Origin of the sequence: Mycolicibacterium stellerae (assembly GCF_003719305.1) — a bacterium.
Taxonomy (GTDB): Bacteria; Actinomycetota; Actinomycetes; order Mycobacteriales; family Mycobacteriaceae; genus Mycobacterium; species Mycobacterium stellerae.
In genome coordinates, this window is sequence record NZ_RARC01000021.1 from 26,323 (window position 1) to 51,024 (window position 24,702).

Annotated in this window: 20 protein-coding genes; 7 read left to right on the forward strand and 13 right to left on the reverse strand. The window is 65.8% G+C overall.

The genetic code is table 11. The annotated features are described in order from the left end of the window. Window positions 1-4: 4 nt before the first annotated feature. The 5 genes from D6M19_RS22550 to D6M19_RS22570 form a co-directional block, all read right to left on the reverse strand. A complete protein-coding gene (locus tag D6M19_RS22550; RefSeq protein ID WP_123027494.1) occupies window positions 5-1,282 on the reverse strand; it encodes an MSMEG_0569 family flavin-dependent oxidoreductase in 1,278 nt (425 codons plus the stop codon). Beyond that, window positions 1,279-1,575 carry an MSMEG_0570 family nitrogen starvation response protein gene (locus tag D6M19_RS22555; protein ID WP_123027495.1) on the reverse strand — a complete coding sequence of 99 codons (297 nt, stop codon included), beginning with the start codon at window positions 1,573-1,575 and terminating at the stop codon, window positions 1,279-1,281. Before D6M19_RS22555 ends, D6M19_RS22550 begins: the two co-directional genes overlap by 4 nt. After that, window positions 1,568-2,467 carry a carbon-nitrogen hydrolase family protein gene (locus D6M19_RS22560; RefSeq protein ID WP_123027497.1) on the reverse strand — a complete coding sequence of 300 codons (900 nt, stop codon included), beginning with the start codon at window positions 2,465-2,467 and terminating at the stop codon, window positions 1,568-1,570. Before D6M19_RS22560 ends, D6M19_RS22555 begins: the two co-directional genes overlap by 8 nt. Before the next feature lie 32 nt (window positions 2,468-2,499). Then, entirely contained in the window at window positions 2,500-3,021 is a 522-nt protein-coding gene (locus tag D6M19_RS22565) for an MSMEG_0572/Sll0783 family nitrogen starvation response protein (protein WP_123027569.1), read from the reverse strand. A 352-nt stretch (window positions 3,022-3,373) separates the two neighbouring features. Then, window positions 3,374-4,666, reverse strand: a complete 1,293-nt coding sequence (locus tag D6M19_RS22570) for a DUF2786 domain-containing protein (RefSeq protein WP_206428603.1) — start codon at window positions 4,664-4,666, stop codon at window positions 3,374-3,376. 195 nt (window positions 4,667-4,861) lie between these two features. Between D6M19_RS22570 and D6M19_RS22575 the strand changes: the two genes are divergently transcribed. Beyond that, complete coding sequence (locus D6M19_RS22575; RefSeq protein WP_123027500.1) at window positions 4,862-6,895, forward strand: toprim domain-containing protein; 2,034 nt, start codon at window positions 4,862-4,864, stop codon at window positions 6,893-6,895. Window positions 6,896-6,904: 9 nt separating this feature from the next. Next, the gene (locus tag D6M19_RS22580) at window positions 6,905-9,055 is read left to right on the forward strand and encodes a DNA gyrase subunit A (protein ID WP_123027501.1); all 2,151 of its coding nucleotides are present in this window, start codon (window positions 6,905-6,907) and stop codon (window positions 9,053-9,055) included. Here D6M19_RS22580 and D6M19_RS22585 read toward each other — a convergent pair. From D6M19_RS22585 to D6M19_RS22605, 5 genes are all read right to left on the reverse strand, one after another. Beyond that, window positions 9,052-10,155 (reverse strand): coiled-coil domain-containing protein, encoded by a 1,104-nt coding sequence (locus D6M19_RS22585; protein ID WP_123027502.1) that lies wholly within the window; start codon window positions 10,153-10,155, stop codon window positions 9,052-9,054. The genes D6M19_RS22580 and D6M19_RS22585 overlap by 4 nt on opposite strands. Window positions 10,156-10,311: 156 nt before the next feature. Next, on the reverse strand, window positions 10,312-12,744 hold the full coding sequence (gene ptsP / locus D6M19_RS22590; protein ID WP_123027570.1) for a phosphoenolpyruvate--protein phosphotransferase: 2,433 nt from the start codon (window positions 12,742-12,744) through the stop codon (window positions 10,312-10,314). Between the two features lie 4 nt (window positions 12,745-12,748). Then, a complete protein-coding gene (dhaL, locus tag D6M19_RS22595; protein ID WP_123027504.1) occupies window positions 12,749-13,396 on the reverse strand; it encodes a dihydroxyacetone kinase subunit DhaL in 648 nt (215 codons plus the stop codon). Beyond that, complete coding sequence (gene dhaK / locus D6M19_RS22600; protein WP_123027506.1) at window positions 13,397-14,395, reverse strand: dihydroxyacetone kinase subunit DhaK; 999 nt, start codon at window positions 14,393-14,395, stop codon at window positions 13,397-13,399. A gap of 10 nt (window positions 14,396-14,405) precedes the next feature. After that, on the reverse strand, window positions 14,406-15,167 hold the full coding sequence (locus tag D6M19_RS22605) for an MIP/aquaporin family protein (RefSeq protein ID WP_123027508.1): 762 nt from the start codon (window positions 15,165-15,167) through the stop codon (window positions 14,406-14,408). 145 nt (window positions 15,168-15,312) lie between these two features. Here D6M19_RS22605 and D6M19_RS22610 point away from each other — a divergent pair, with 145 nt between their 5' ends. Beyond that, the gene (locus D6M19_RS22610) at window positions 15,313-16,062 is read left to right on the forward strand and encodes an IclR family transcriptional regulator (RefSeq protein ID WP_123027510.1); all 750 of its coding nucleotides are present in this window, start codon (window positions 15,313-15,315) and stop codon (window positions 16,060-16,062) included. A 125-nt stretch (window positions 16,063-16,187) separates the two neighbouring features. Here the strand turns inward: D6M19_RS22610 and D6M19_RS22615 are convergent, their stop codons facing one another. Both D6M19_RS22615 and D6M19_RS22620 read right to left on the reverse strand, forming a co-directional pair. Further along, window positions 16,188-17,387, reverse strand: coding sequence for an FAD-dependent monooxygenase (locus D6M19_RS22615; RefSeq protein WP_123027511.1), 1,200 nt, complete (start codon window positions 17,385-17,387; stop codon window positions 16,188-16,190). Window positions 17,388-17,562: 175 nt separating this feature from the next. After that, window positions 17,563-18,324, reverse strand: coding sequence for an AraC family transcriptional regulator (locus D6M19_RS22620; RefSeq protein WP_206428604.1), 762 nt, complete (start codon window positions 18,322-18,324; stop codon window positions 17,563-17,565). A 152-nt stretch (window positions 18,325-18,476) separates the two neighbouring features. Here D6M19_RS22620 and D6M19_RS22625 point away from each other — a divergent pair, with 152 nt between their 5' ends. The 4 genes from D6M19_RS22625 (at window position 18,477) to D6M19_RS22640 (ending at window position 20,942) form a co-directional block, all read left to right on the forward strand. Next, window positions 18,477-18,881: a nuclear transport factor 2 family protein gene (locus D6M19_RS22625; RefSeq protein ID WP_123027512.1), complete on the forward strand. Its 405-nt coding sequence runs from the start codon at window positions 18,477-18,479 to the stop codon at window positions 18,879-18,881. Between the two features lie 21 nt (window positions 18,882-18,902). Then, window positions 18,903-19,595: a helix-turn-helix transcriptional regulator gene (locus D6M19_RS22630; RefSeq protein WP_164478632.1), complete on the forward strand. Its 693-nt coding sequence runs from the start codon at window positions 18,903-18,905 to the stop codon at window positions 19,593-19,595. Between the two features lie 136 nt (window positions 19,596-19,731). Further along, the gene (locus tag D6M19_RS22635; RefSeq protein ID WP_123027573.1) at window positions 19,732-20,115 is read left to right on the forward strand and encodes a MarR family winged helix-turn-helix transcriptional regulator; all 384 of its coding nucleotides are present in this window, start codon (window positions 19,732-19,734) and stop codon (window positions 20,113-20,115) included. A 14-nt stretch (window positions 20,116-20,129) separates the two neighbouring features. Further along, the gene (locus tag D6M19_RS22640; protein ID WP_123027513.1) at window positions 20,130-20,942 is read left to right on the forward strand and encodes an NAD-dependent epimerase/dehydratase family protein; all 813 of its coding nucleotides are present in this window, start codon (window positions 20,130-20,132) and stop codon (window positions 20,940-20,942) included. 193 nt (window positions 20,943-21,135) lie between these two features. Here the strand turns inward: D6M19_RS22640 and D6M19_RS22645 are convergent, their stop codons facing one another. Further along, window positions 21,136-24,225 carry a replicative DNA helicase gene (locus D6M19_RS22645; protein WP_123027514.1) on the reverse strand — a complete coding sequence of 1,030 codons (3,090 nt, stop codon included), beginning with the start codon at window positions 24,223-24,225 and terminating at the stop codon, window positions 21,136-21,138. Window positions 24,226-24,702 lie beyond the last annotated feature (477 nt).

Sequence of the window (24,702 nt, forward strand, 5' to 3'; positions counted from 1 at the left end):
TCCCTCAGTGCCCGACCGCGAGCCGCAGCACGGACTCGTGATAGCTGCTGATGATGGTCGCCGCGACATGCTGCGCGTCACGGTCGACCCCGAGGAAACGGCCAGAACCCCAGGTGTGCATCCAGGGCAGACCGATGAAGCTCAGCCCGTCCACCCCGGTGACACCGCGGGTCTGCATTGGCCGGCCCCCGCCGTCGAATGCGCTGGCTTCGATCCAGCGGTAGTCGGGGCGGTAGCCGATGGCCCACACAATGCTCGTCACACCTTCGGCGGCCAGATCCAACCCCGTGGGGTCGGTGTCGGGAGCCCACACCGGGGTGTAGCGCTGCGCCGGCGGCGCGTCGACGCCGGCACGTTCGATGTAGGCGTCGATGTCGGCGCAGATCGAGTTGTACACCGAATCGGCATGGTCCAGGTGCTTGGTCAGCGTCGGCGCGAACGTCAGCGTGGTGTCCTTGCCGTCGATCAGCGTCCCGTACACCCGCATCCCCTCGGCGGCGAACTGGCGCAGGTCGATATCGCGCCCTCCGTCGCGTCCGGTGACGTAGTGATTGGTCTTCTCGATCGCTGCCTTCCCGCCCGGATACTCCTGGGCGGCTTTGTCATACAGGCCCATATCGGACAGCCAGGTCATGCAGTCGCGACCGCGATAGAACCTGGCCACGCGGGGAGCGTTGCCCACCGCGAGGTGCACCTGGCGACCCTCCAGATGAAGGTCCTCGGCTATCTGCGCGCCGGACTGGCCGGTGCCGACCACCAGCACCGCACCGTCGGGCAGTTGGTCGGCGTTGCGGTACTGCTCGGAATGGATCTGCGCGATGGACGGATCGAGCGATCCGGCGAACGCCGGGGTGATCGGCAGCGGGTAGCCGCCCGTCGCGATGACCGCGTGCTCACAGGTCAGCAGCTGTTCGCCGGCACCCGAACTCAGGGTGAGCTCGAAGCCGCCGTCGGGGTCGTTGCGCAGGCGGGTGACCCGGGTGTGGGTGCGCACCGGCGCTTCGAAGGTTTTCAACCAGCCGTCGAGCCACTCGACCACCTGGTCGCGGGTCATGAAGCCGTCCGGGTCTGGACCCTCGTAGGTGTAGCCGGGCAGCCGGCAGTGCCAATTGGGGGTGACCAATGTGAAGTTGTCCCAACGGCTGTCGGACCAGGCGTGCACCGGCGTCTTCGCGTCCAACACCACATGGTCGATCCCTGCGCGGGAGAGATACCAGCTGACCGAGAGTCCGGCCTGCCCGGCGCCGATGATGGCGACAGGAACATGCTCGCGGGTGCTCATGCCTGCTCCAGGGCGGGATGCATCGCGGTGACGTGAATCAACGAGGTCGACGGAAATCGGCTTGCGGTGTCGCGGATTTCATCGTTGGTGGCGGCCGCCGAGGTGCAGGCGAAGCCGAACTTTGCCCGCACCCTGTCACTGGCCACCGCCAACGCCGTCGCCGAGCGGTCCAGGAAGTCGGCCACGGTGTAGCTGGCGCCGGTGGTCAGATAGTCGTGCATGACCAGGCTGGGCGAGTAGCAGCGCTGCCGGCTTCCGTCGGGCCATTGGAGCTCGAAGGTCATCTCAGGCATGAGCCAGCTCCTGCCATTTCGCCGTGTCCGTGGTGTCGGTCTGGGTCAATGCCCCATACACATCGGGCCTGCGGTCCCGCAGATGGAACATGCCCGCCCGCATGGCGCGGAACGTGCCGTCGATGTCCACTTCGGCCACCGCCATACCGCTGCCGAGAAGCGTTGTGGCGAGCACGTTTCCCCCCGGATCGACCACCTTGGCGTTGCCGACGTAGCGCAGCGATCCGAAGGTGCCGCTCTGGTTGGACGCCATCCAGAACACCTGGTTGTCCAGGGCGCGGGCGCTGTCGAAGAGATTGAACCGGTAGGTCCACCGGTCGTCCTGGAGATTCTCAGCGGTGGCGGTGCGCGCCGCAGGCCAGGCCGACAGGCTGGCAATGATCGCAGCGCCCTTGAGCGCCATGATCCGCGCCGCCTCCGGGAACGCCTTGTCGTAGCAGATCTGCAGCCCCACCCTGCCTACCGGCGTGTCGAACACGTCGTAGTCGGAACCGGCCGAGTACGACATGCCCTCACCGAGGGGTTGGTGCACCTTGCGGTACGTGCCGTAGATCCGGTTGCCGTCGAGAACGGCCGCGGCGTTGTAGCGGGTCTCGCCGTCCTCGGCCAGTTCGCAGAAGCCGATGGCGATCACCAGGTCGCCGATGATCTGCTGCACCCGGGCGATCTCAGGTCCGTCCAGGCTGATGGCAGGCGGAAGGGATCTCGCGGTGGTCTTGACGGTGTCGCCGTGATTGCCCAGCGACGACAGGTATCCGCCGATGGCTGCCTCCGGCAGCACCATGAAGTCGACGCCCCTCTCGCGCGCCTCGTGGACCAGCGAGGCGATCAGTGCGTAGTTCTGTTCCAGGTCACGGGTGAAGTTTGCCGCGACCGAAGCAAGTGTCGTCATCTCGAATCCTCAAGTCCCTCAGTGCTTTCGCGTCAGACCATGTAGGTGGAGTTGATGATGGCGCCTTTGCGGGCGTAATGGATGAGCGCGTCCTGCACGTCGAGCGGATGCGCGGGGATGACTCCCTCGATCAGATCCTCCTCGCGGCCACCGTGCAGCGCCAACCCGAAGCGGCAGCAGAACACGGTGCCGCCCTCACCAATGAAGGTGGCCAGCGAGTCGTTGATGTTCTGTTCACCGGGGAAGCCGGAGTCGCCGGTCTTCGGAAATCCGCGCGTGGCAAGGCAATTGATGGCGCCGGGGCCATAGAAGTACAGGGCCGACTCGAATCCCTTACGTAGTGCGCGGGTGGCCTGCAGCACGGCGACGAAGCTCACCGACGACTCATGGGCGATGCCGTGCACCAGGGTGAAGTAGGACTCGCCACTCTCCGCCTTGTAGTCGGGGAAGATTTTGGTGCCGCCGTAGATATTGGACCCTTTGGGTAGCGACGGGTGGGGGATCTCGCCGAGCGAAGTCTTGATGTTCTCGGTGATGGAATCGTCAAAAGGCATGAGTGTCTCCATAATTCGGTGTCGTGTAGAAGTCTCGCGGCGGATGTGCCTGCAGCCGAGTCGGATCTTCGGCTGGTTCCCATTCAAGGCCCCGGTGATTACCGATTGGTTAGATGCGGAATACGACTGTGTTAGGACGCGCTCACATCCGAAACATCGCGGTAATACACGCCCGTGCCGGTGGCATCTCCCGCGCCCTCGCCGTTAGCAAGGAGGGCCTCCATCATGCGAACGGCGTTGTTGCCCACTGCAAAGGGGTCCAAAACTCGCTGGACCTAGTGCCGTACGCGTAGGGCCGAAACTACGGGTCTTCCGGGTCGGGCCTGTTCTCGATCAATTTCTTCAGCCTTACTTAGCCCGCGATCGAGTCTCGGACGTCGAGCATCGCCGTGTCGGCCGCCGCGCGCCCTGCGCCCAGTCCGACGGAGTCGTAGGCAGCCAGCGGGCTGGCGACCGTGTTCGGGAACAGCCGGGTGAACTGCTCGTCGGCCGCGCGGTTGCGTGCTGCCAGCACGGGCAGCAGCCGGTCGTCGCGTCGCAGTTCTTCGGTGACCGACGAACTGGTGGCGGCCAGCCGCTCCCCGATACGAGTCGCGTAGGCGACCAGGAAGGAGAACCGGAACGACTTCGTGCGCGACTGGCCCCGAACACCGTGCCGGCGTCCGGCGACCAACATGGCCCGGCTTGCCTGCATCAGCAGTGAGGTGGTGAGCAGATCGACCAGATCCAGGTCGGTCTCCGCACCGACGGTGACGACACAGCCCAGGTCCTTGATCCAGACGGTGCGGCAGCGATTGGCCTGGGCGACGGCCTGCACAAGCGCCACCTTTGCAGCCACGTAGGGGTTGTCGATCCAGACCCTGCGCGCCGCGGCGATGGACGGGCGTCCGCGGTCGTGATCGGCGACCGCCTCGCGCAAAGAGTGCCGGACCATGAGCGCCTGCGCCTTGGCTGACAGCGCCTCGGCCTCGTCGGGGTATTCGGTGGCCTCGGCCTTGGCCAGCAACGCGCGCACCCGAGCGAGCATCTTCTCATCGACCTCGCCGGCCACCGCGGATAGCTGCCGGTGTGAGCCCGGCAGTGGAAGCAGGGCCTGGATCGCGGGGATCCTCCCCAGCAGGTGCAGCACCTGAAGAACTGCGGTCAATGCGGCGCGCTCGCCAGCGGAATGTGATGCAGCCCATCGCGACATCTGCGGCGCGGGCGCCGACGGGCCAACCGCCGCCGAGATGTCGGCGAGACCGGCGCGCCACCGGGGGTGCAGCGTCGCCTCCGAGTATCGCCGGGACTCCAGCACGATGGCCTCATCGAGGTAGCGCACGGTGGCCGCGGCCACCCTGCGGTGCGCAATCTCGTGCAGGTCCGTCGGCGACCACCCGTGCTCCCATGCCGCTCGGATCGCCTCCTGCACGGCGAGGTCGGCGGCAACATCGAGTTCGCGCTCGTAACCGCGGGACTGCTCCAAAAGCTCGGCCGCGCGCCATGGCGTGGGGACGTTCGCAGCCGTACTCAATGCGATGACGAGGCGTTCGAGGATCTGCGCCCGATCCGGTCCCGGGTCTGGCCGGATGCGTTCGCGTTCAGTGGCTGTCCGGCCCCGTTGCTTCTGCTTAGCCGACCGTCGCTCGCGGTTGCGCTTGCCCATGTCCGCAAGTGTGATGCGCGGGTCTGACAGTCGATGAAGGGCGCGCGCGACACAGGCTGGGCACGAGCGACGGGGATGGAAGACGACACGGACACAGACGATGCGGTCAGGTGTCGGGGAGTCGGGGCAGAATGCGTACGCCACCCGTGCTGCCCCAACCTCGGCACGACTCTGCCCTGATGGAAAGGACCAGCAGTGAGCTACACCGCCGCCGACATCACCGAGCTCGACGATGTCCAGCACACGCGTCTGCGGCCTGCGGTGAATCTTGGTCTGGACGTGCTCAACACCGCGCTGCGCGAGCTGGTGGACAACGCGATCGAAGAGGTCGCCGATCCGAGTCACGGCGGTTCGACGGTGACGATCACCTTGCACGTCGACGGATCTGTCAGCGTTGCCGACGACGGCCGCGGCCTACCGGTCGACTCAGACCCCGTAAACGGGAAGAACGGCATCGTCAAGACGCTTGGCACCGCACGGGCGGGTGGCAAGTTCTCCGCACACTCCGATGCGACCAGCACCGGGGCCGGTCTGAATGGGATCGGCGCCGCAGCAGCGGTGTTCATCTCCGCGCGTACCGACGTGACAGTCCGCCGCGCAGGCAAGACCTACTTGCAGAGTTTCGGCGGCGGCTACCCCGGCGAGTTCGAGGGCAAGGACTTCGACCCGAACGCCACGTTCACTCGGGCCGACACGCAGAAGCTGCGCGGCTCCGGCAACCGCCAACCCCACGCGCACGGCACCACGGTGCGGATCCTGTTCGACCCGGTGGTGGTGCCGGATTCCAGCATCGACATCGGCGAGGTGCTGCTGCGGGCGCACGCCGCGGCGCGGATGTCGCCTGGAGTTCACCTCGTGGTCGTCGACGAAGGCTGGCCCGGCGATGAGGTCAGGCCCGAGTTGCTCGAGCAGTTCAGCGGCCCGTGGGGCACCGAGCCACTGCTGGACCTCATGTGTGCCGCCGGCGACACCTCCGTGCCGACCGTGCGGGCCACCGTGGAGGGCCGCGGCGAGTACACCACCGGGCGTGGCCCTACTCCTTTCCGCTGGTCGCTGAGCGCGGGACCTGCTGAACCGGCCACCGTGGCCGCGTTCTGCAACACCGTGCGTACCCCCGGCGGTGGATCCCATCTGACGGCCGCGGTCAAGGGGCTGTCAGAAGCGTTGGCAGAACGGGCTTCCCGGATCCGCGACTTGGGCCTGGCTAAAGGCGAGGAGGGCCCGGAGCCGCAGGATTTCGCAGCAGTCACCGCGCTGGCCGTCGACACCCGCGCACCTGACGTGTCGTGGGACTCCCAGGCCAAGACCGCGGTGTCGTCGCGGTCACTGAACGTGGCGATGGCCCCCGACGTGGCGCGGGGCGTCACCATCTGGGCGGCCAACCCCGCCAACGCCGATACCGTGACGCTGTGGACCAAGCTGGCCCTCGAGTCCGCAAGGGCACGGCGCAGCGCCGAGGGCGCGAAGGCCCGCTCCAGGGCGGCATCGAAGGCCAAGGGTCTAGGGACGAATCTGTCGCTGCCCCCGAAGCTACTGCCCAGCCGGGAGACCGGCCGTGGGTCGGGCGCCGAACTGTTCCTGTGTGAGGGCGACTCGGCCCTGGGCACGATCAAGGCGGCCAGGGACGCGACGTTCCAGGCCGCCTTCCCGCTGAAGGGTAAGCCTCCCAACGTGTTCGGATTCACTGTGAGCAAGGCACGGGTCAAGGACGAGTTCGACTCGATCGAACGCATCCTGGGCTGCGGGGTACGTGACCACTGCGACCCGGAAGCGTGCCGGTACGACCGGATCCTGTTCGCCTCCGACGCCGACCCCGACGGAGGCAACATCAACTCGAGCCTCATCTCGATGTTCCTGGACTTCTATCGGCCACTCGTCGACGCCGGGATGGTTTACGTGACGCTGCCACCGCTTTTCGTCGTCAAGGACGGGACTCAGCGGGTGTACTGCCAGGACGAGTCCGAGCGCGACGCCGCCGTAGCTCAGATGAAGGCCACGTCCAAACGCAGGGTGGAAGTGCAGCGCAACAAGGGACTCGGCGAGATGGACGCCGACGACTTCTGGAACACCGTGCTGGATCCGCAGCGGCGCACCGTGATTCGCGTACATCTCGATGACGGTGAGAAGAATCTGCATCACACTCTGTTCGGCGGGCCGCCGGAGGGCCGACGCACGTGGATGGCCGATGTCGCCTCCCGTGTCGACACCTCATCGCTGGACCTCGACTAGGAGCGCACCGTGACCGCCGTTATCGAACAGAACCCCGACCTGGTGCTCGACCAGAGCGCCGACGATTACTGGAACCGCTACCAACTGACCTTCGCGCTCTACAGCGTCAGCGACCGCGCCATCCCGTCCGCGTTCGACGGTCTCAAGCCGGGCCAGCGGCGCCTGCTCTACCAGATGCACGACTCGAAACTCCTTCCCGGCAACAAGCCGCAGAAGTCGTCCAAGGTCTGCTCGGCGGTCACGGGAAACCTGCACCCCCACGGCGGTGCGTCGATGTACGGCGCCGCGGCGCTGATGGCCGCTGAATTCCAGCGCGTGAAAGTCATTGACGGACAGGGGGCGTTCCCCCGCATCCAGGGTGACATCCCCGCGGCCGACCGCTACACCGAAATGCGGCTGTCGGCACCCGGTGCCGCGCTGACCGCCGAACTCGACGATCACGCCGTACCGATGGTGCAGACGTTCGACGGCGAGTGGACCGAGCCGACGATGCTGCCTGCGCAGTGGCCGGTGCTGCTGTGCAACGGCGCCGTTGGCATCGCCGAGGGTTGGGCCACCAAGGTGCCTGCGCACAATCCCCGCGAAGTGATGGCGGCCTGTCGGGCGCTGCTGGCCAGGCCTAACACGACGGACGACACGTTGGTCAAGCTGATTCCGGGCCCCGACTGGGGATGTGGGGCCACCGTGGTCGGCACGGCCGGACTTCGGGAGTACATCACCACGGGCCGCGGCGCGTTCACAGTGCGCGGCACCGTGTCGGTCGACGGCAAGCACTGCATCATCACCGAGCTGCCGCCCGGCGTCGCGAGTAACACCGTGCAGGACCGGATCCGGGCTTTGGTCGAGTCCGGCGAGATGTCGGGGGTGGCCGATATGTCCGATCTGACAGACCGCCGCAACGGGTTGCGCATCGTGGTCACGGCCAAACGCGGCCACAGTGCCGAGACGATCCGCGACCAGCTGCTCGCTCTGACCCCGTTGGAATCGACCTTCGCCGCCAGCCTGGTCGCGCTCGATGAGGACCGGGTGCCGCGCTGGTGGTCGGTGCGGGAACTGATCTCCGCATTCCTGCACCTGCGCGATTCGGTGGTGCTGCGGCGAAGTGAGTACCGACTGGACAAGGTCACCGCGCGACGCCATCTGGTGGCGGGCCTGATGACCATCCACCTGGATATCGACGCCGCGGTGGCGGTGATCCGCGGCTCCGACACTGTCGACGATGCGCGACAGGGGCTGCAGGAGCGGTTCAAGATCGATGAGGAGCAGGCCAATTATGTTCTAGGGCTTCAGCTTCGGCGGCTGACCAAGCTCGACGTGATTGAACTGCAGGCTGAAGCAGAGAAGCTGGATGCCGAGTTCGCGGCGCTGACCGAGCTGGTGTCCAACCCCGACGCGCGCAGGAAGGTGATCGACCAGGAGTTGGTGGAGACCGCCAAACTGTTCAAAGGCCCCGAGTTCGATCGGCGCACCGTGCTGGACTACGAAGCCACCCCTGTGACGTCCGGCTCCGACGAGGACGGGCCGCGCGAGCGAAAGGTCAACGCCGCCTGGCGGCTTGACGATCGGGGTGTGTTCTCCGACAGCGACGGAGACCTACTCACCTCGGGTCTGGGATGGGCGGTGTGGACCGACGGACGTGTCAAGTTCACCACGGGTAGCGGTCTGCCCTACAAGATCCGCGACATTCCGGTGGCTCCGGACATCATCGGGCTGTTGCGTTCAGGCGTGTTGGCCGATGGATATCACCTGGCTATGGTGACTCGGCGCGGGAAGGTTCTGCGGATCGACCCCGCTGCGGTGAATCCGCAGGGCGCGGCCGGCAACGGGGTGGCCGGCGTGAAGCTGGCAGACGATGGCGACGAGGTAATCGCCGCGCTTCCCATTTCGGGTGAGAACGGCGAGGCCATCTTGTCCAAGTCCGAAAAGGGTTGGAAGGTCACCGAAGTCGCCGACATTCCGGTGAAGGGTCGCGGTGGTGCCGGCGTCGGATTCCATCCGTTCATCAAGGGCGAGGACGCAGTGCTGTCTGCGTCGATCTCGGCGACCGGGTTCGTGCGGGGCAGGAAGTCTGTGCGCGCTGAGAAGCGCGCGAAATCGACGATCAAGGGGTCAGGCGGGGATGTGACGCCTGCCGCCTACGGTGCCCGACTCGCCACCTAGCGACGCGGTGTCGTGGTGATGTGCACGTGGTCATAGTGGCCGTAACCCGAGCCTTGCGGACCGCCCGGCGTGTAGTACGTGCCCCGCCAGATCACGTCCTGTATTCCGAATCGGGCCGCATTGCTCATCGCGAACGCGAGAATCTCGTCTCCGAGCGCGACGCCCTCTGGGCTCGTGGGGTTGGGAATCATGATGTCGATCGCCAGACCGCTCGGATGCCACGGTTTCGAGTCGGGCCGGACGCCGTCGATCTCGGCAATCTGGGGGAACGTCGCGCTAACGGCCCGCGCCGCCACGATGGTGTTGGGCTGCAACCCGGCCTCGGACGCGACTCCGACGGGCAACGCCTCTGGGATATCTACAACGGCAGCTGCGAGGGACGGACCGACGTCGCCAGGCACCGCGACCATCGGCGGATCTACCGGAGCGGGCGCACTCGGCGCCGGCGGCGGAACCGAGCTCGCGGCGTCGACCACCGCTTGCTGTTGTGGTGTCAACGCCGCGTACTGCGCCTCCGCGGCGGCGATCTGACGCAGCAGTTCACTCCACTTTGCCTGCAGGCCGGCGCGCACCGCGGAGGCCTGCTCGGCCGCGGCGCGGGCGTCGGCGGCCGATGCCTCCGACACCCTGGCGGCGGCGGCCGCGCGCTCACGCCCTGAACTGAAGGCCTTCATCTGATCGGCCGTCTGATCGGCTGTCGCCCGCTGTAGCGACAGCTGGTCGATCAGATGCTGCGGGGAGCCGGCCGTCAGCACCGCCGCGAATTGACCGGTGCCTCCGCTCATATACGCCATAGCCGCCAGTCGGTCGACCGCGGCCTGAAAGGGTTCGAGCTCGGAGTTCGCGACCTCGAGCGCAGCCAGGTCAACGCGATGGCGCTCTTCGGCAGCTGTCTGGGCGGCCAGTCTGGCGTCGACATCGCGCTGGGCCGTTGTGACGGCCTCGCGACTCTGCACCGCCTGGCGCGACAACTCGTTGAGCCTCGACAGCGCGTCAGCCGCCGGGTCCGCCATCACGCCGCCCACCGACATCACCAGTGCCAGTACCGCAGCTGCCGCGCCGTACGCCGTTCGCCGAAGTGAATGGCACACCCGGGTCATTCGGCTTGTCACGATCCTTCGGCATCAGGGACCCATCCTGGTCCGGCATGTGCGTCCCGGACAGGCTACGAAGTGGCATCGCCGATGTCCACTCGTCCGTCGACGTGAATGCGCCTGAGACACCGCGACGCGCGAATTGGACCGCGGCTAGGGGTGTTAGCTGAGGCGCTCGCGCACCGCGGCGGCGCTGTCCATCGCGAGCACCTCGTCGGCGAGCCGCCGGGCATCGCGGCTGTCGACCGGGCGGATGGCCTCCTTCGTGGCGGGCACAGCAGGCGGCGTGACGCTCAACGCGTCCACGCCAAGTCCGATCAGCAGACCCGCTGCGCGCTCGTCGGCGGCGAATTCGCCGCATAGCGACACCGACGCGTGGCCGGCCGCGCCCTGGCACGTCGCGCGCACCAGTGCGAGCAGACCCGGGTCGAACGTGTCGCCGATGGACGCGACCGCATCGTTGTTGCGGTCGGCGGCGAGCGTGTACTGCGTGAGGTCGTTGGTGCCGATCGACAGGAAGTCCACATGGTGGGCAAACGCAGCCGCCTTGAGCGCGGCCGCAGGCACCTCGACCATCATGCCCACCTGGAGCCCGGGCGGGCGGCGGCGACCGGTCCGGTCGATCGCCTCGGCCAAAAGCCGGTGCGCGGTGAACAATTCGTCGAGGGTGGCGACCATCGGGAACATCACGCTCACCGGCGTCTCCTGTGCCAGCCGGACCATCGCCAACAGCTGATCGGCCAGCAGCTCCGGATGAGCCAACGACAGGCGAATACCACGCACACCCAGGTACGGGTTCACCTCGGCCGGTGTCGGGAGGAACTCCAGCGGCTTGTCACCGCCAACATCCAGCGTGCGCAACGTGATTCGCCGCCCGTCAAGCGCCTCGGCGATCTTGCGGTAGACCGCGAACTGTTCCTCGACATCCGGCGCGTCCTGGCGGCCGAGGAACAAGAACTCCGTACGGACCAGGCCGGCGAAATCCGCGCCGTGGCCCGCGGCGGCCCGCGCGTCGTCCACCGAGCCGATATTCGCTCCGACGGGCACAGTAACGCCGTCGCGGGTGACCGCAGGCTCGGCGGCACGGATGTGTGCCTGCTGCTGTCGTTGCGCAAGCGCTGTGACCCGGGCACCAAACTCCCGCCGCGCCTCCTCGGGCGGGTCGACGACGAACTCGCCGCGGCCACCGTCGACGGCGACCGTCGCACCATCGGGGATCGACAGCACAGCGGCCCCGGCGCCGACGATCGCTGGAATTCCCTTGGCCCGCAGCAAGATCACGTTATGCGCGTGCGGGCTGCCGAACGCCAGCAGCACGGCGGCCACCTGTGCGGGATCCAGCTCGGCGGCCTCGGCGGGGGTCAGGTCGGCCGCGACCAGCACACCCGTGGGTCCCCTCGAACCCTCGCCGGTGCCGAGCATCGCGCGGGTCACCTGATCGCCCACTGCGCGAACGTCGTCCGCCCGGGCCTGCAGGTACGGATCGGGCACCGCCGCGAATTCGGCGGCCAGCTCGCCAACGGCGGCCGACCAGGCCGACACCGCGGACTGCCCACCGTCGATGCGGCCACGCACACCGTCGAGCAGTGCGGAGTCGTCGAGCAGGAGTTGATGTGCGTCGAAGATCGCCGCCTCGGCTTCGCCCACCTCGCGGGCGGTGCGGGTGCGCAGCTGGCTGATGGTGCGCCGGACCGAGGCGATCGCCTTGCCGAGCCGGCGCCACTCGACCGCCGGCTCATCGGCGGGGGTGTCTGGAATGGTGATGGCCCCCAGCCGCGCCGAGCGGGCAGGTCCAATGCCCAGCCCGGGGGCGGCGCCGATGGGTGCGTGCTGCGCGGGCGGCGCGACCGCGGGTGCGGCTTCGGCCGGTGACTCGTCGAAGCTCCGCGCTGCCAACGACAGGATGTGGTCCAGTGTCTCGATAGCCTGGCTGCCGGAAGCCCGGACCTCGACCTCGTCGCCGGATCGCACGCCAAGCGTCGCGATCTTCGAAAGGCTGGCGGCGTCAACCCATTCCGACTCGGTGCGGCGGTTGCGGATCCGCACGCGGGCGTCGCGCCTTCGCACCTCCTGGACTAGTCGCGCGGCCGGCCGGGCGTGCAGCCCATGCGGATTAGTGACGACGAAGCTGCCTGTCAGCTCGTCGGCGTCGCCGTCCACCTCGGTTGAAGCGGCAGCTGGGGTGGGCGGCCCGAGGTGGCCGATCTTGCCGGCCAGTGCGCCAGCCGCTTCGGCGGCGACCTCATCGATCGGCGCGCCGCCGGCCGCTGCCACCGCGGCGACGACCAAACCCTCGACGAGGGGAGCGGGACACAACACCACCCGCTCGCGGACGCCGTCGTCGAGCAGTTCGGTGGCGAGTTCGGCCGACAACACCGCGCTGCCGAGATCCATCAGCACCACGACACCGGCACCCTGATCCGCCGCGTTGATCGCGTCGACGATCTGTGCGGCGTCGGTTCCGAACGTGGTCTCGTCGAGACCTGCGGCGACCGCGATTCGAATCTGCTTACCGTGCAACATCTCCTGGGCCAGGGCGACAGCGGCGCGCGCCAGTACCCGGCTGTGCGAGACGACGACGAGTCCGACGCTCACGACATCACCCGCCCGCGGCGAATGCGGTGGCCGCCGCAGCAATGAGCATCGCCGCCGACGTCGCGCCCGGATCGATATGACCGACGCTGCGCTGTCCGAGATAGCTGGCGCGGCCCTTGCGGGCGACCATCGATTCAGTTGCATCCCTGCCGGTTTCGGCCGAGACAGTCGCTTCGGTGAGCGCGGCATCAAGACCGGATCCGGCTGCGAGCACGGCGTCAAGCGCATCCAACGCGGGTGCCAGCGCGTCGAACATCGTCTTGTCGCCAGCCTCGGCACGACCACGCTGGACGACGCCCTCGACACCTGCGCGCAGCGCCTTGGCGAAGCCGGCGGCGTCGACGCTGTCGCCGCTGCCCATCGCTGCGGCCATCCGCAGGAAGAAGGTGCCGTACAACGGCCCGCTGGCCCCGCCGACTGACTTCACGAGCGTCATGCCCACCTGCTTGCACAGCGCTGTCATGTCTGCCGGCGGCGATTCGTCCAGCGCCGCGACCACCGCGGTCATACCGCGCTGCATGTTGATCCCGTGGTCAGCGTCGCCGATCGCCGCGTCGAGATCGGATAGGTAACCGGCGTTCTCGCCGATCACGCGGGCGAACTCGCGCACCCATCGGGTCAGCAGATCGAGGTCGACGGCGGGTTCGGTCATTCAGTATCCCCTCCGCAGGGCGGGTGTATTGACGGGATGGTCCCACAGCCGCAGCAGCTCGTCGTCCGCGCGCAGAAGCGTGACAGAGCAGCCGGCCATGTCCAGGCTGGTGATGTAGGGCCCGACCAGCGAGCGGGCGATCCTGACACCGGCCTTGTCCAGGATGGCGGCAAATTCCGAGTACATGACGTACAACTCGATGAGTGGGGTGGCGCCCATGCTGTTGACGAACAGCACCACACCGTCATCGCCGCCGAAGTCGAGATCGGTTAGCACCGGCTCGAGCATCAGCTCGGCCACCGCCCGCGCCGGTTGCATGGGCATTCGCTGGCGGCCGGGTTCGCCGTGAATGCCGATGCCGACCTCGATCTCGGTGTCGGACAGCTCGAAGGTCGGATGACCGACGGCGGGCACCGTGCACGACGTCAGCGCGACGCCCATGCTGCGCGACGCGGCGTTGACCCGCCGCGCCACGCCGGCGACATCCGACAGGCTGCGGCCCTGGTCGGCCGCGGCACCGGCGAGCTTCTCCACCAACACCGTCGCGCCGACACCGCGGCGGCCGGCCGTGTAGGTGCTGTCCTGTACGGCAACGTCGTCATCGACGACCACCGACTCGACGGTGATGCCTTCGGCCTCGGCCAGTTCGGCGGCCATCTCGAAGTTCATCACGTCGCCGGTGTAGTTCTTCACGATGTGCAGCACGCCCGCGCCGCCGTCGACGTTCTTGGTCGCCTCCAGCATCTGGTCGGGTACCGGAGAGGTGAAAACCTCACCCGCACAGGCGGCGTCCAGCATTCCCTGCCCGACGAAGCCGCCGTGCAGCGGCTCGTGCCCAGAGCCTCCGCCAGAAATCAGCCCGACCTTGCCGGTGACCGGGGCGTCGGCGCGGTAGACGATCCGGTTGGTGAGGTCGATGCGCAGTTCCGGATGCGCGAGGGACATGCCGTGCAGCGCCTCGCTGATGACATCGGCGGGATCGTTGATGAGCTTCTTCATGGCTGGTTCCTCAGGCTGCTGTCGTGGATTGCGCGGGCACGGCGACGGGAGTGGATGTGGCGTCGGCGCGGGTGCGGGAGATCGCGGCATAGGCGAACGCCGCGAGAACGCCTGCGAGCAGTTCGGCGGCCACGTACACCGGTAGCTGCCCCCACGAGACGGACCCGCCCGCGAGCTGCTGGACGAGCATCGGGCCGAAGGTGCGGGCCGGGTTGATCGACGCGCCCGTGGTCGGTGCCACCGGGATGATCGCCGCGAACACCACCAAACCGATGGCGACACCGGCGAATCCCGCCGAGGCCTTGCGGTGTATCACGCCGAACACGGTGAACACGAGAATGAACGTACCCACGAATTCGGCGAAAAAGGCCTGTAGTGCGCTGATCTCACCGGAATAGGTGGCAACTCCCAGGCCGGCGTCGCGGGCCGCCATCCCGAGCACGCCGATGATGGCCGCAGCGCCGACAATCGCGCCGACGACTTGTGCGGCGATGTAGGCGGGCACCCGCGACCACGGGAACTTGCCGGTGACCGCGAGCCCGAGCGTGACGGCCGGGTTGATGTGGTTACCGGAGATGTGCCCGAGCGCGTAAATGGTGGCCACGACGACGGTGGCGAATGCGAACGAGATCATGCCCAGGTCGGCCATCGTGAACGGCGCGTCGCCGTTGACGATGATCGTCGCTGGTACCGATCCCACACCGATGAATACCAGGAAGGCTGTGCCGAATGCTTCGGCCGCGAGTTTCTGGGTGATCGAAGGTTCGTCCACGAGATTCTCCTGAGATCGGGGTCGAAGCCGGCTGCCGTTTGGTGGTCGACTATCTCGGATATCATTCGATAATGTCGAATGTGATCTGGACCATACGCCTATGCTTCGGTGAGCACAAGACTCGTATCAGCGAAAGCGAGGACGGATGATCCAGGCCGTGGATCGCGCGTTGCGCATCCTCACGGTGCTGCAGGGCGGCCGTCGAATGAGCCTGGGCGAGATCGCGACCGCCATCGACTTGGCGCCGTCCACCGTGCACGGTTTGGTCCGCACGCTGCTGGCACACGGGATGGTTCAGCAGGAGATCGACTCCGGCCGGTACCGGCTGGGGCCAGCGACGTTGCGGCTCGGAAACGTCTACCTCGACACGCTCGAACTGCGCTCACGGGTGGCGATCTGGGCCGAAGGCTTGGCGCGGCGCACCGGCTGCGCCGTCCGCACCGCCGTGCTGCTCTTCGACGAGGTCGTGGTCGTCGCACACGAGCCCCGTCCGGACGGCACACGGCAGATGCCCGAGGTCGGCATCGTGATCCCGGCGCACGCCAGCGCGCTGGGGAAGGCCCTGCTGGCTTTTCAAGCCGACTCCACGTCCGGCGACGATCTGCGCAGCATGACGGGCGAAACCATCACCGAGCTATCGGTGCTCGACGAGCAGCTCGAGCAGATCCGCTCCACCGGAATCGCGACGGAAGTCGAAGAGGCCGTACTAGGCGAATGCGCAGCGGCCGCACCGGTTTTCGACTCATCGGGTGAAGCCACCGGGGCCATCGGCCTCGTGGTGCCCGCGGCGCGCTGGCCGCTGGACCCCGAGGCGATCGATGCGCTGCGCGATACCGCGCGCACGGTCTCTCGCGAGCTCGGCGCGCCAGTGTGGCCGCCTCGCCGAACCCGGTGAGCAGGCGGGCCGGTGGGATGTCGACGAGGTTGATGGCGTTGTCACGCAAGACTGTCCACCTTGCGTGGGCGTAGCCGCGAGCTAATTCTCCTCAAGTGTTTCGGCTCCAGGGAAAGCTCACACCGTCATGAGTAGTCGGCAAATAGGAAATCGTCTGCAGCCATTCGTGCACGCTTCGCGGCGCTTGGCCGAAACCGCCTTTGTACGGCCTGGCTCGCCAAGAGTCTCTGCGCTAGGTGTGTGAGGTAGATTCCGCATCCGCTTCTCGGGTGAATCAAACGGATACGGCGTGGATTCAACTGCTTCTGCGACGCCTCGACGTATGGGCGCAGAAGCCTTTCATAGACGGCGAAGGCTTGCGAGTGATCTGCGCTCCGTTTGATCTCACCGGCAAGTACGTACGCCGCCACCAGCGCCAAGGCCGTGCCTTTCCCTGTGAACGGCGTCGGACAAAAGGCGGCATCGCCAAGCAGAACGAACCGTCCCTTTGACCAAGTTGACGCTTGTACCTGGCTCATCGGCCCGAAGTAAAAATCGTCGACGGTGTCCAAATCCGCACTGACGCGATCAGCAATCGCGCCCCGGCCGTCGAGGGCTTGGCGTAGCAACCGCCGTCTAGCTGCGGGCGTGTCCCCAAACATGTCGTGGTCTCTTCTGAGAAAGGTGATGAGGACCGTGGTCTCTTTCTCGTTGCCAGGTCGCAGGGTAATGAACGTTCCGCCAATGCCGTTTACCGTATAGGCCCACCGATCATCTTCTTCGCGTCGGGGAATCTTGAAGAACGCCATATAGGCACCCAAGTAGCGGAAGCGCGTTTGCGCGGCCATAAGCATGTCTCTGGTCGACGAATTTATGCCTTCAGCGCAAATGACCAGTTCGAAATCTTCGGTCTTTCCATTGTCAAACGTGGCCGATATGCCGTCTTCCTTCTCTTCGAGCGCGGTGACGAATCTCCCAAAGCGGTATTCGCAGTCGTCTTTCGTGGATTCGAAGAGGACCTGAGCGAAATCACCCCGCAAGATCTCGAAATCGCTCGTCAGCGTTCCCAGCGCGCCCTTCGGTAGAACGGCGATTACGTTGCCGGCGGCATCGAGATACTTCTGGCCGCGTTCTTGAGTGTTATTGGCTTCGATCTTTTCGGAGAGCGCCATCATTTCGATGACTTGTTGACCTGCTCCCTTGATATCGACGTTTTGACCGCCGTCCCGCAAAGCCGCTGCCTTTTCGACGATGACGGTGGAGTAACCGTACTTGTGCAGCCAATAGGCGCAGGTAGGGCCGGCGACGCCACTACCGCAAATCAGGATTCTCTTCGTTGTGTCCATACATCCTCAGCTATTCCGCTTTCGATCAAGATCAGCTGCCAAGGCTCCGATAGGTGTCTCTTGGCGCGTTCCGTGTGCTTCCACTGTCAGCTGCGCCGCCTGTGCCGACAACCGGCAAATCGACATTTGATATCGGAAACTCGCCAATTCGGCGGACTGCCTGAGCGCAGCGCAGTTACTGGCTGTCGCGAAGACCGGCTTGATAGCGACCTGGGGTTTGACCGACGACGGCGGTGAACGCCTCGATGAAGCTCGTTGGGTTGGACCACCCACACGCGATCGCGGTGTCGGTGACGGAGCTGCCATTGGTCAGATCGATCAAGGCGTGGTGGATGCGCAAGACCGTGCGCCAGCGGTGAAAACTCATCCCGAACTCGTCATGAAACAGTCGGCTCAGGGTGCGCCCGCTCGCGCCCGCGGTCCGTCCCAGCTCGATCAGGGTCGCGCTCTGGGCAGGATCGGCACGTAGGAGATCAGTGACGACGCGCAGCCGGTCGTCGCGCGGTTCAGGCAGGTGCAGGGACTGATCGGGGGCCTCGACGAGCTCGTCGATCACCACCGCGCGCAACCGTTCGTAGGCATCGGAGCCCGCGTCTTGCCGTTCGCTCAGCGTTAGCAGCGCCTCTCGCAGCAAGGGATTCACCGCGAACACGCTGGGGTGCGAGACAAGCGCGCCGCACAGCTCCGCCGGAATGACGACCAGCCGGACATCAGTCCGGCCATAGAAGCGGTGAGAGTGCTCGAATCCCGGCGGCGTCCACGTCACCCGGTTGGCCGGCGCGATCCAGGTGCCGCGCTCGGTCGTGGTGGCCAGCACACCGGAGGCCGGATACACCAGCTGACCATCGGTGTGCGAGTGGACGTCGATGTGGAAGGCGTGGGCGAGCCAGCCTGCGCCGTGAGAGATCCCCACTGGGATGGCCGGAGGCGTTGTCACGGTTGGCGACTTTCCAGCATCAGCGCTCACATTACCGGTGACGTTCCCTTATTCGGTAGGGATGTGCTTGCCCCAGGCGGAGCGAAAGGCGATGTTTGTTCAACGAAGAACACCGACATACCGTTGTCGCGACACTGTCTGATGCTGGTGTCATGAACAAGAACACGAACATGGTCGATACGAACTCGGTTGCTGCGGATGCGGCACTCGCGGTGTGGTTGGAGATGTGGAACACCGACAGTGAGATCGCGCGTCGGATCTGCAGCGAGGACTTCCGGATTCATTTCCTGAACTCCGAGCAGGATGGGTCCAACCCGGGCGACGACGTGCTGGGCGCGCAGAGTTTCGCTCGGTTCCTGGATGTGTATCGCGAGCGGCATCCGGATGTGGTGTTCACCGAGGTCACGAGGGCCGTGGACGGCGCGCACGGGCGGATGCTGTGGAACGTGCAGGCCGGGGCTCTTGCTGCGGGCGGGATCGATGTCTTCGACTTCACCGAGGATGGGCTGATCCGCGAGGTGTGGTCGGTGGGCGGGACGCGCGCGCATCTCACCTGAGACCGGCGGAGACTCACATCCATGAGGAGGGCCGAGCGGTTGTACGCGCTGGTCGATCTGCTGCGGGGATCGCGCCGGCCGTTGTCAGCCGCTCGGCTCTCGGAGGAGTTCGAGGTGTCAAAGCGCACTATTGAGCGTGACATCCAGTCGCTTCAGCTCGCGGGGGTCCCGATCTATGCCGACCACGGCGCGTCGGGCGGGTATTCGATCCTGCGGGAACACTCCCTGCCGCCGCTGAATCTCACGGTGCCGGAGTCGCTGGCGGTGCTCGCGGGGCTTGGCTTGCTGGAGAACTCGCCCTACGGTGCGGCGGCGCGTCGGGCCCGAGCGAAGATCCTCGCAATCAGCCGAGAGGATCAGCTCGCGCCAGTCGATGAGGCGTTGGCGTCGATGTTCGTCATCGACGCCCAGCCGCCGTCCGAGGTGGCGGTCTCACTGATCCCCGAGGCGATCGCCGCGCGCCGGGTCGTGCGGTTGGACTACACCTCCGAGAACGGCGAGACCCACACCACCCGTGACGTGGAGCCGATGGGCCTGCTGCGCGGAGGCGATTCGTGGATGTTCGTGGGATGGTGTCGGCTGCGCGAAGGCATCCGCGGATTTCACCTCGACCGCATCCGGCACCTGGAGATGACCGCAGAGGTGTTCCCCGAACGCGATCCGGCGGTGCTGGACGCGGATCTCTCGCGGTGGCGCACTCGACGGCTCGGGTGACGCCCCCGAGCCGACAACCGCGGAATGTCGCAGTGCGCCCGGAGAAGACGCGCAGCGCGATGTCACACAGCGTTGGTTTACGCGGTTGGCCACCGTCGAGCCGTTTCTAGTGGGGGCCTGGGCGAAGCGGTGTTACATGGCGGCGCGGGCGGCGATGGAGGATGCTCTGCGACCATATGGTCTCGGTGCGACCCAGTGGTATGTGCTTTATCAGTTAGCGCACGAAGGACCAATCCTGCAGCGCGACTTACAGCGGACCCTTCAGGTGGAGCGTGCAACGCTGAGCGTCGTCGTGACCACGTTGGTGCGCAAGGGTCTTGTCGAGCAGCTGCCAGACCGCCGTGACCAGCGGCAAAAGCTTCTTCGAATGACTTCGGCCGGGACGCGGCTGTGGGAGGAGCTGCCCGATCTGTCCCGGATCGAGGACGTGGCGTTCAGCGGAATGGATGCTGCCGATCTTGCCACGGCAGTACGAGTTCTACGCACTGCCACCGAACGTCTTGATAGATCACCCACATGAGAGGAAGTAGTCACATGACCGTATTACTCACCGGCGCAACAGGACTGGTAGGAGCACGACTCCTTCCCCGGCTGCTGGCCGAAGGCGTGGAGTGCCGCGCTCTCGTCCGCGGCGATAAAGCACTCCCCGAGGGGGCGATACCGGTGCATGGAGACCTGGTCGACGCCGGCACGCTCGCTTCTGCGGTGCGCGACGTCAGTGCCGTCATCCATCTCGCGGCGACCTTTCGAACCGCCGACACCGACCTCATCTGGAGAAGCAATCTCGAGGGGTCGCGCAATCTCATCGCCGCAGTACAAGCCCACACACCGCAGGCGCGGTTCATCATGGCCAGCACTGCTTGGATCTATGACGACGATGCCACACATCCCGGCCGCGAAGACGATCCGGTGGCGCCGAAACTGGACTATCCGGCAAGCAAACTCGCCGCCGAAAACGAACTGCGCAGCAGCGGGCTGAATTGGTCAATCCTGCGGTACGGCTTCGTCTATGGCGACAAGGATGGGCACCTGGAGTCCCTGCCCCAGCTTGCCGCTGGCAGGTTTCATCCAGCCCAACGGATGAGCATGCTCCATCACCGCGACATCGCGACTGCCACCATGCTCGCTCTCAGTGGCGCATTCGACGGCCGAATCGTTAACGTCGCCGACGACGCACCCACGTCGGTCTACGAACTCGTCGAGCTGGTCGGAGGCAACATGGAACCGTCCTCAAAACCGCTGACGAATCCGTGGAACATCCACATGGATGCCTCGCTGGCGCGTCGCCTCGGCTTTCAACCGGTCGTACGGACGGTTTATCAGGCCGTCCAGGACGACCTCATGTGAGCCACCGGAAACATGAGCCAGCATCAAAACCTGCCCGCATGGGCCAAGAGCAACTGCCGGCCCGGCACCGACGGCGATCCGATCGTGGCGGCGTGATCCGCCCTCGAAGTGCACGCGTTGAGAAACAACGATTTCCGAAGACCACAGCGACCGAAAGGCCCTGATGTTGTTTCATTGCTTGCAGCTGCGAGCGCTACTTCGCCATGTTGGTGAAGCGTGACAGGTGCAGCTGATGCGCGACCGTAACTGTCTTCGTCGGCCCGTTGCGATGCTTGGCGATGATCAGGTCGGCTTCACCGCCGCGTGGGTCGTCGCGCTCGAACGCGTCTGGGCGGTTTAACAGAATCACCATGTCCGCGTCTTGTTCAAGACTGTTATGCAGGCTAATCGAGTTGGCGACGAAATTGTGTGTGCCGCTTACGGTTCCGTCGTATACGTCGTGTTCGCCGATGCTCGTCACCTCGACGATGTGATCCCAGAAGACGTCGTTGGTCGCTAGATCGTGGAGCTCTGCATTCTCCAGCAGTGCTGCCGCCCGATGGAGCCTCGCCCGACTGGGTGCCCGCTTCCACATCGTCGAACCGCAGAACTTCGTATCCATCGCTGTGGCGAACTGGCGGTGCGTCATCTGCCTGGTTTGCAGCGCAACTCTGACGTCTGCCCAAACATCTTTCGGCACCGTGTCGAGGTTTGTGTTGCGCACCTTGTTCTCGATATGCCCGATCACATTTCGAGCTGCAGCGGCCTTCATGCCATGGACACCGACATGGCGCAGGAATCGCAGTTGGTTCTCTGCGCCATAGATGTACAGATGCCATCCGTCGCGGTAGCCGGCCTTGCGGACACGCTTGATGCGTCCCAGCACACCTACTCGCGCGAGCAAACCGGCAACGTCGTCGATGAGCTGGCGACTTGTTGAGGCGTAGTAGATCCGCGCGTCGCCGTTCTTCGCATCCCACGAAACCGAGCCGTCCGTCGACCACAGGTGTTTCAGGAATAGAGCCACCTGATCGTCGGGCAGCGCAAACACGTTCTGCGGCACGAACTTCTCATGGCTTCGCTTGCCGAACATTCCCAGGCGATCCGACCACGCCGCGATCGGATTGCGCTTGCCGTGGGTGAGACGGTACGGCGCAGGCAAACGCAGTGTGGTGACGCGCGCTGCCGGATAGTCGTCGCGGACAGGGGTGACGCCGAAGTGCCTCGCTGCGCTCGACACCGCCGTCAAGTTCAGTTCGTCAATGCGGGCGTACCGGATGGGCTGATTCTTGACGCAGGAACCGTCGCCGATCATGTGCGCCAGCAGGATGACCTCGTCGTCCGGCAACCGTTGCGTGTTGATGGGTTCCGGCACCCTGCGTGGCACCGCCACCCGATCACCGACGGTCAACTCCTCCAGCGCCGACCAACCGTCGAGTGTCATGAAGGGATGATTGCGGGTCGCCTCGACCTCGCGCCCGGAGGCGAGACGAACCTTGAACACCTCCTTGCGGCCGCTGAAGAACACATTCGTCATCGGCCGCGCAACCATCCGCTTGCGTTCGTCGAGCGACCACACCAGCGGGCGCTCGCCTGTACGCATCAATTCACCGAACGTCACCTCGGCGCCGTTGTCCGCCCGCAGGATTCGTGTGTTCGCGGTGAGACAGCCCGACTCACGAAGATCGGACAGCATCGGCTTCTTGTCGGTTCGCTGTTCGGGACCGCGATTCAGCTGACTGATGGCGACCACAGGGAGTTCCAGCTCCTTGGCGAGCAGCTTCAAGCTTCGGGAGAACTCAGAGACTTCCTGCTGCCGAGACTCGACCTTCTTGCCGGAGGTCATCAGCTGCATGTAGTCGACGACAACTAACCGCAGATCGGCTTTCTGCTTCAGTCGGCGAGCTTTCGCGCGGATCTCCATCATCGTCAGGTTCGGCGAGTCGTCGATGTAGAGCGGCGCCTCGCTGATCTCACTCATTCGCCGCGCAAGTCGGGTCCAGTCGTCGTCGCTCATCCGTCCGGACCGCATATCCGCCAGCTTGATTTTCGCCTCGGCAGACAGCAGTCGCATCACGATCTCCGACTTGCTCATCTCAAGTGAGAACACCACGCTGGCGAGCCGGTGCTTGATCGAACACGACCTCAGGAAATCGAGCCCGAGCGTCGAGTTGTGCGTCGGAACCATTCCTCGGCCCGCGAGGTACAGGTGCTCGGCGTTATCAATCTCGACACATCGGACGGGCACGCTACCCACTCGGCGAGTCCAGTTGACCCCGACGGCCGCCCGGTTCGGCGCCAACACCGCGGCGTTCCCGCGCGAACCAACCATGCGGGACGCAGTGACGGTGTCGGCCACTGCCCGCAGCATTCCCGTGGTCCGGATGCCACGGCTCGTCGGCCACTGATGGCTCTCGTCGGCGACGATCGTGGTCCCGTCGGAGAATTCGATCGAGTAGCACGGGCGGCCCAGCAGGACATCCGTCGCCCCGAGCACGCGCGTCGGTGATCCATCGGCGTCGAGCAACCAGTCGCCGACAGCGACGTCGCCCATCCTGGTCCATCCCGTCGGCGTCGGCAGTGGCGTGTCGAGCGCGAGAGCCTTTCCAACGCCGGGGCGTGCCGCGACGATGATCATCTGTCCGGAATGCAGCCCGTTGGTGAGCTCGTCGAGTTCCAAGAAGCCCGTTGGCACGCCCGCGGCCAGCCCGCCGTTGGACGCGATCGCGTCGATCTCGTCCATCGTCGGCTGAAGGAGGTCTTCCAGCGCCACGAAGTCTTCCGACGTCCGGCCGTCGGTCACGTCGTAGATCTCGGCCTGCGCGCGGTCGACGACCTCGGCCACGTCGGCGCCCTCCGCGCCGGCATAGCCGTACTGCACGACCCGCGTGCCCGCCTCCACAAGGCGCCGCAGCAGCGCCTTCTCCGCGACGATGCCCGCGTAGTACCCGGCGTTGGCAGCCGTTGGCACGGTGGAGATCAACGTGTGCAAATAGGGGGCGCCGCCGATCCGGCGTAGCAGACCCCGCCGGTCGAGTTCCGCAGCCACCGTCACCGCGTCCGCGGGCTCGCCGCGGCCGTAGAGGTCGAGGATGGCGTCGTAGACGCTCTGGTGGTTGGGGCGGTAGAAGTCGCCGGGCCGCAGCCGCTCCAGGACGTCGGCGATGGCGTCCTTGCTCAACAGCATCCCGCCGAGCACGGCCTGTTCTGCGGCTTCGTCCTGAGGAGGCTGGCGGCCGAAATCTTCGGTGGGCGGTCGGACGTCGTCGAAACCCGAGTGACCGCGATCGTCCACGACAGCCACTGCGCCCTCACCTCCCCCTTTACAAGGTCGAACATACGTTCGATAGCACCAACATGAATGCTAGGTCAAGCCCCCGACGGGCACAACCTCCCGGCGTCGGAACGACCTTGCGACGGCCAACGGTAGACGTTGCTGGACAGACCGCAAGGGGGGCCTGTTGATGAACTTGTGGATGGAGTGTGGATATCTGCAGTCGGCCGTGTTGAGGCCTTGGGGAGAACCTGTGGACGGACGCCGTCGTCGGCCACATCCCCGCAGATAAGCGGACCACAACGTTGGGAGTTAGTTGTGGATGACAAATTCATCGGCGTGTCGGGCCGGGTTGCGCCCCCGGGCGTGTTGTGTTTCGCCTTGGCGCCGCGCAGGTTAACAGCAGGTTAGCTTCGCAGCGCGGATAGCCCCGCTTACAGTTCGCCAGGATTACAGCAACGGCGCCGTGAAGGCCCATCATGGCCTTCACGCGCCAATTGACGTACG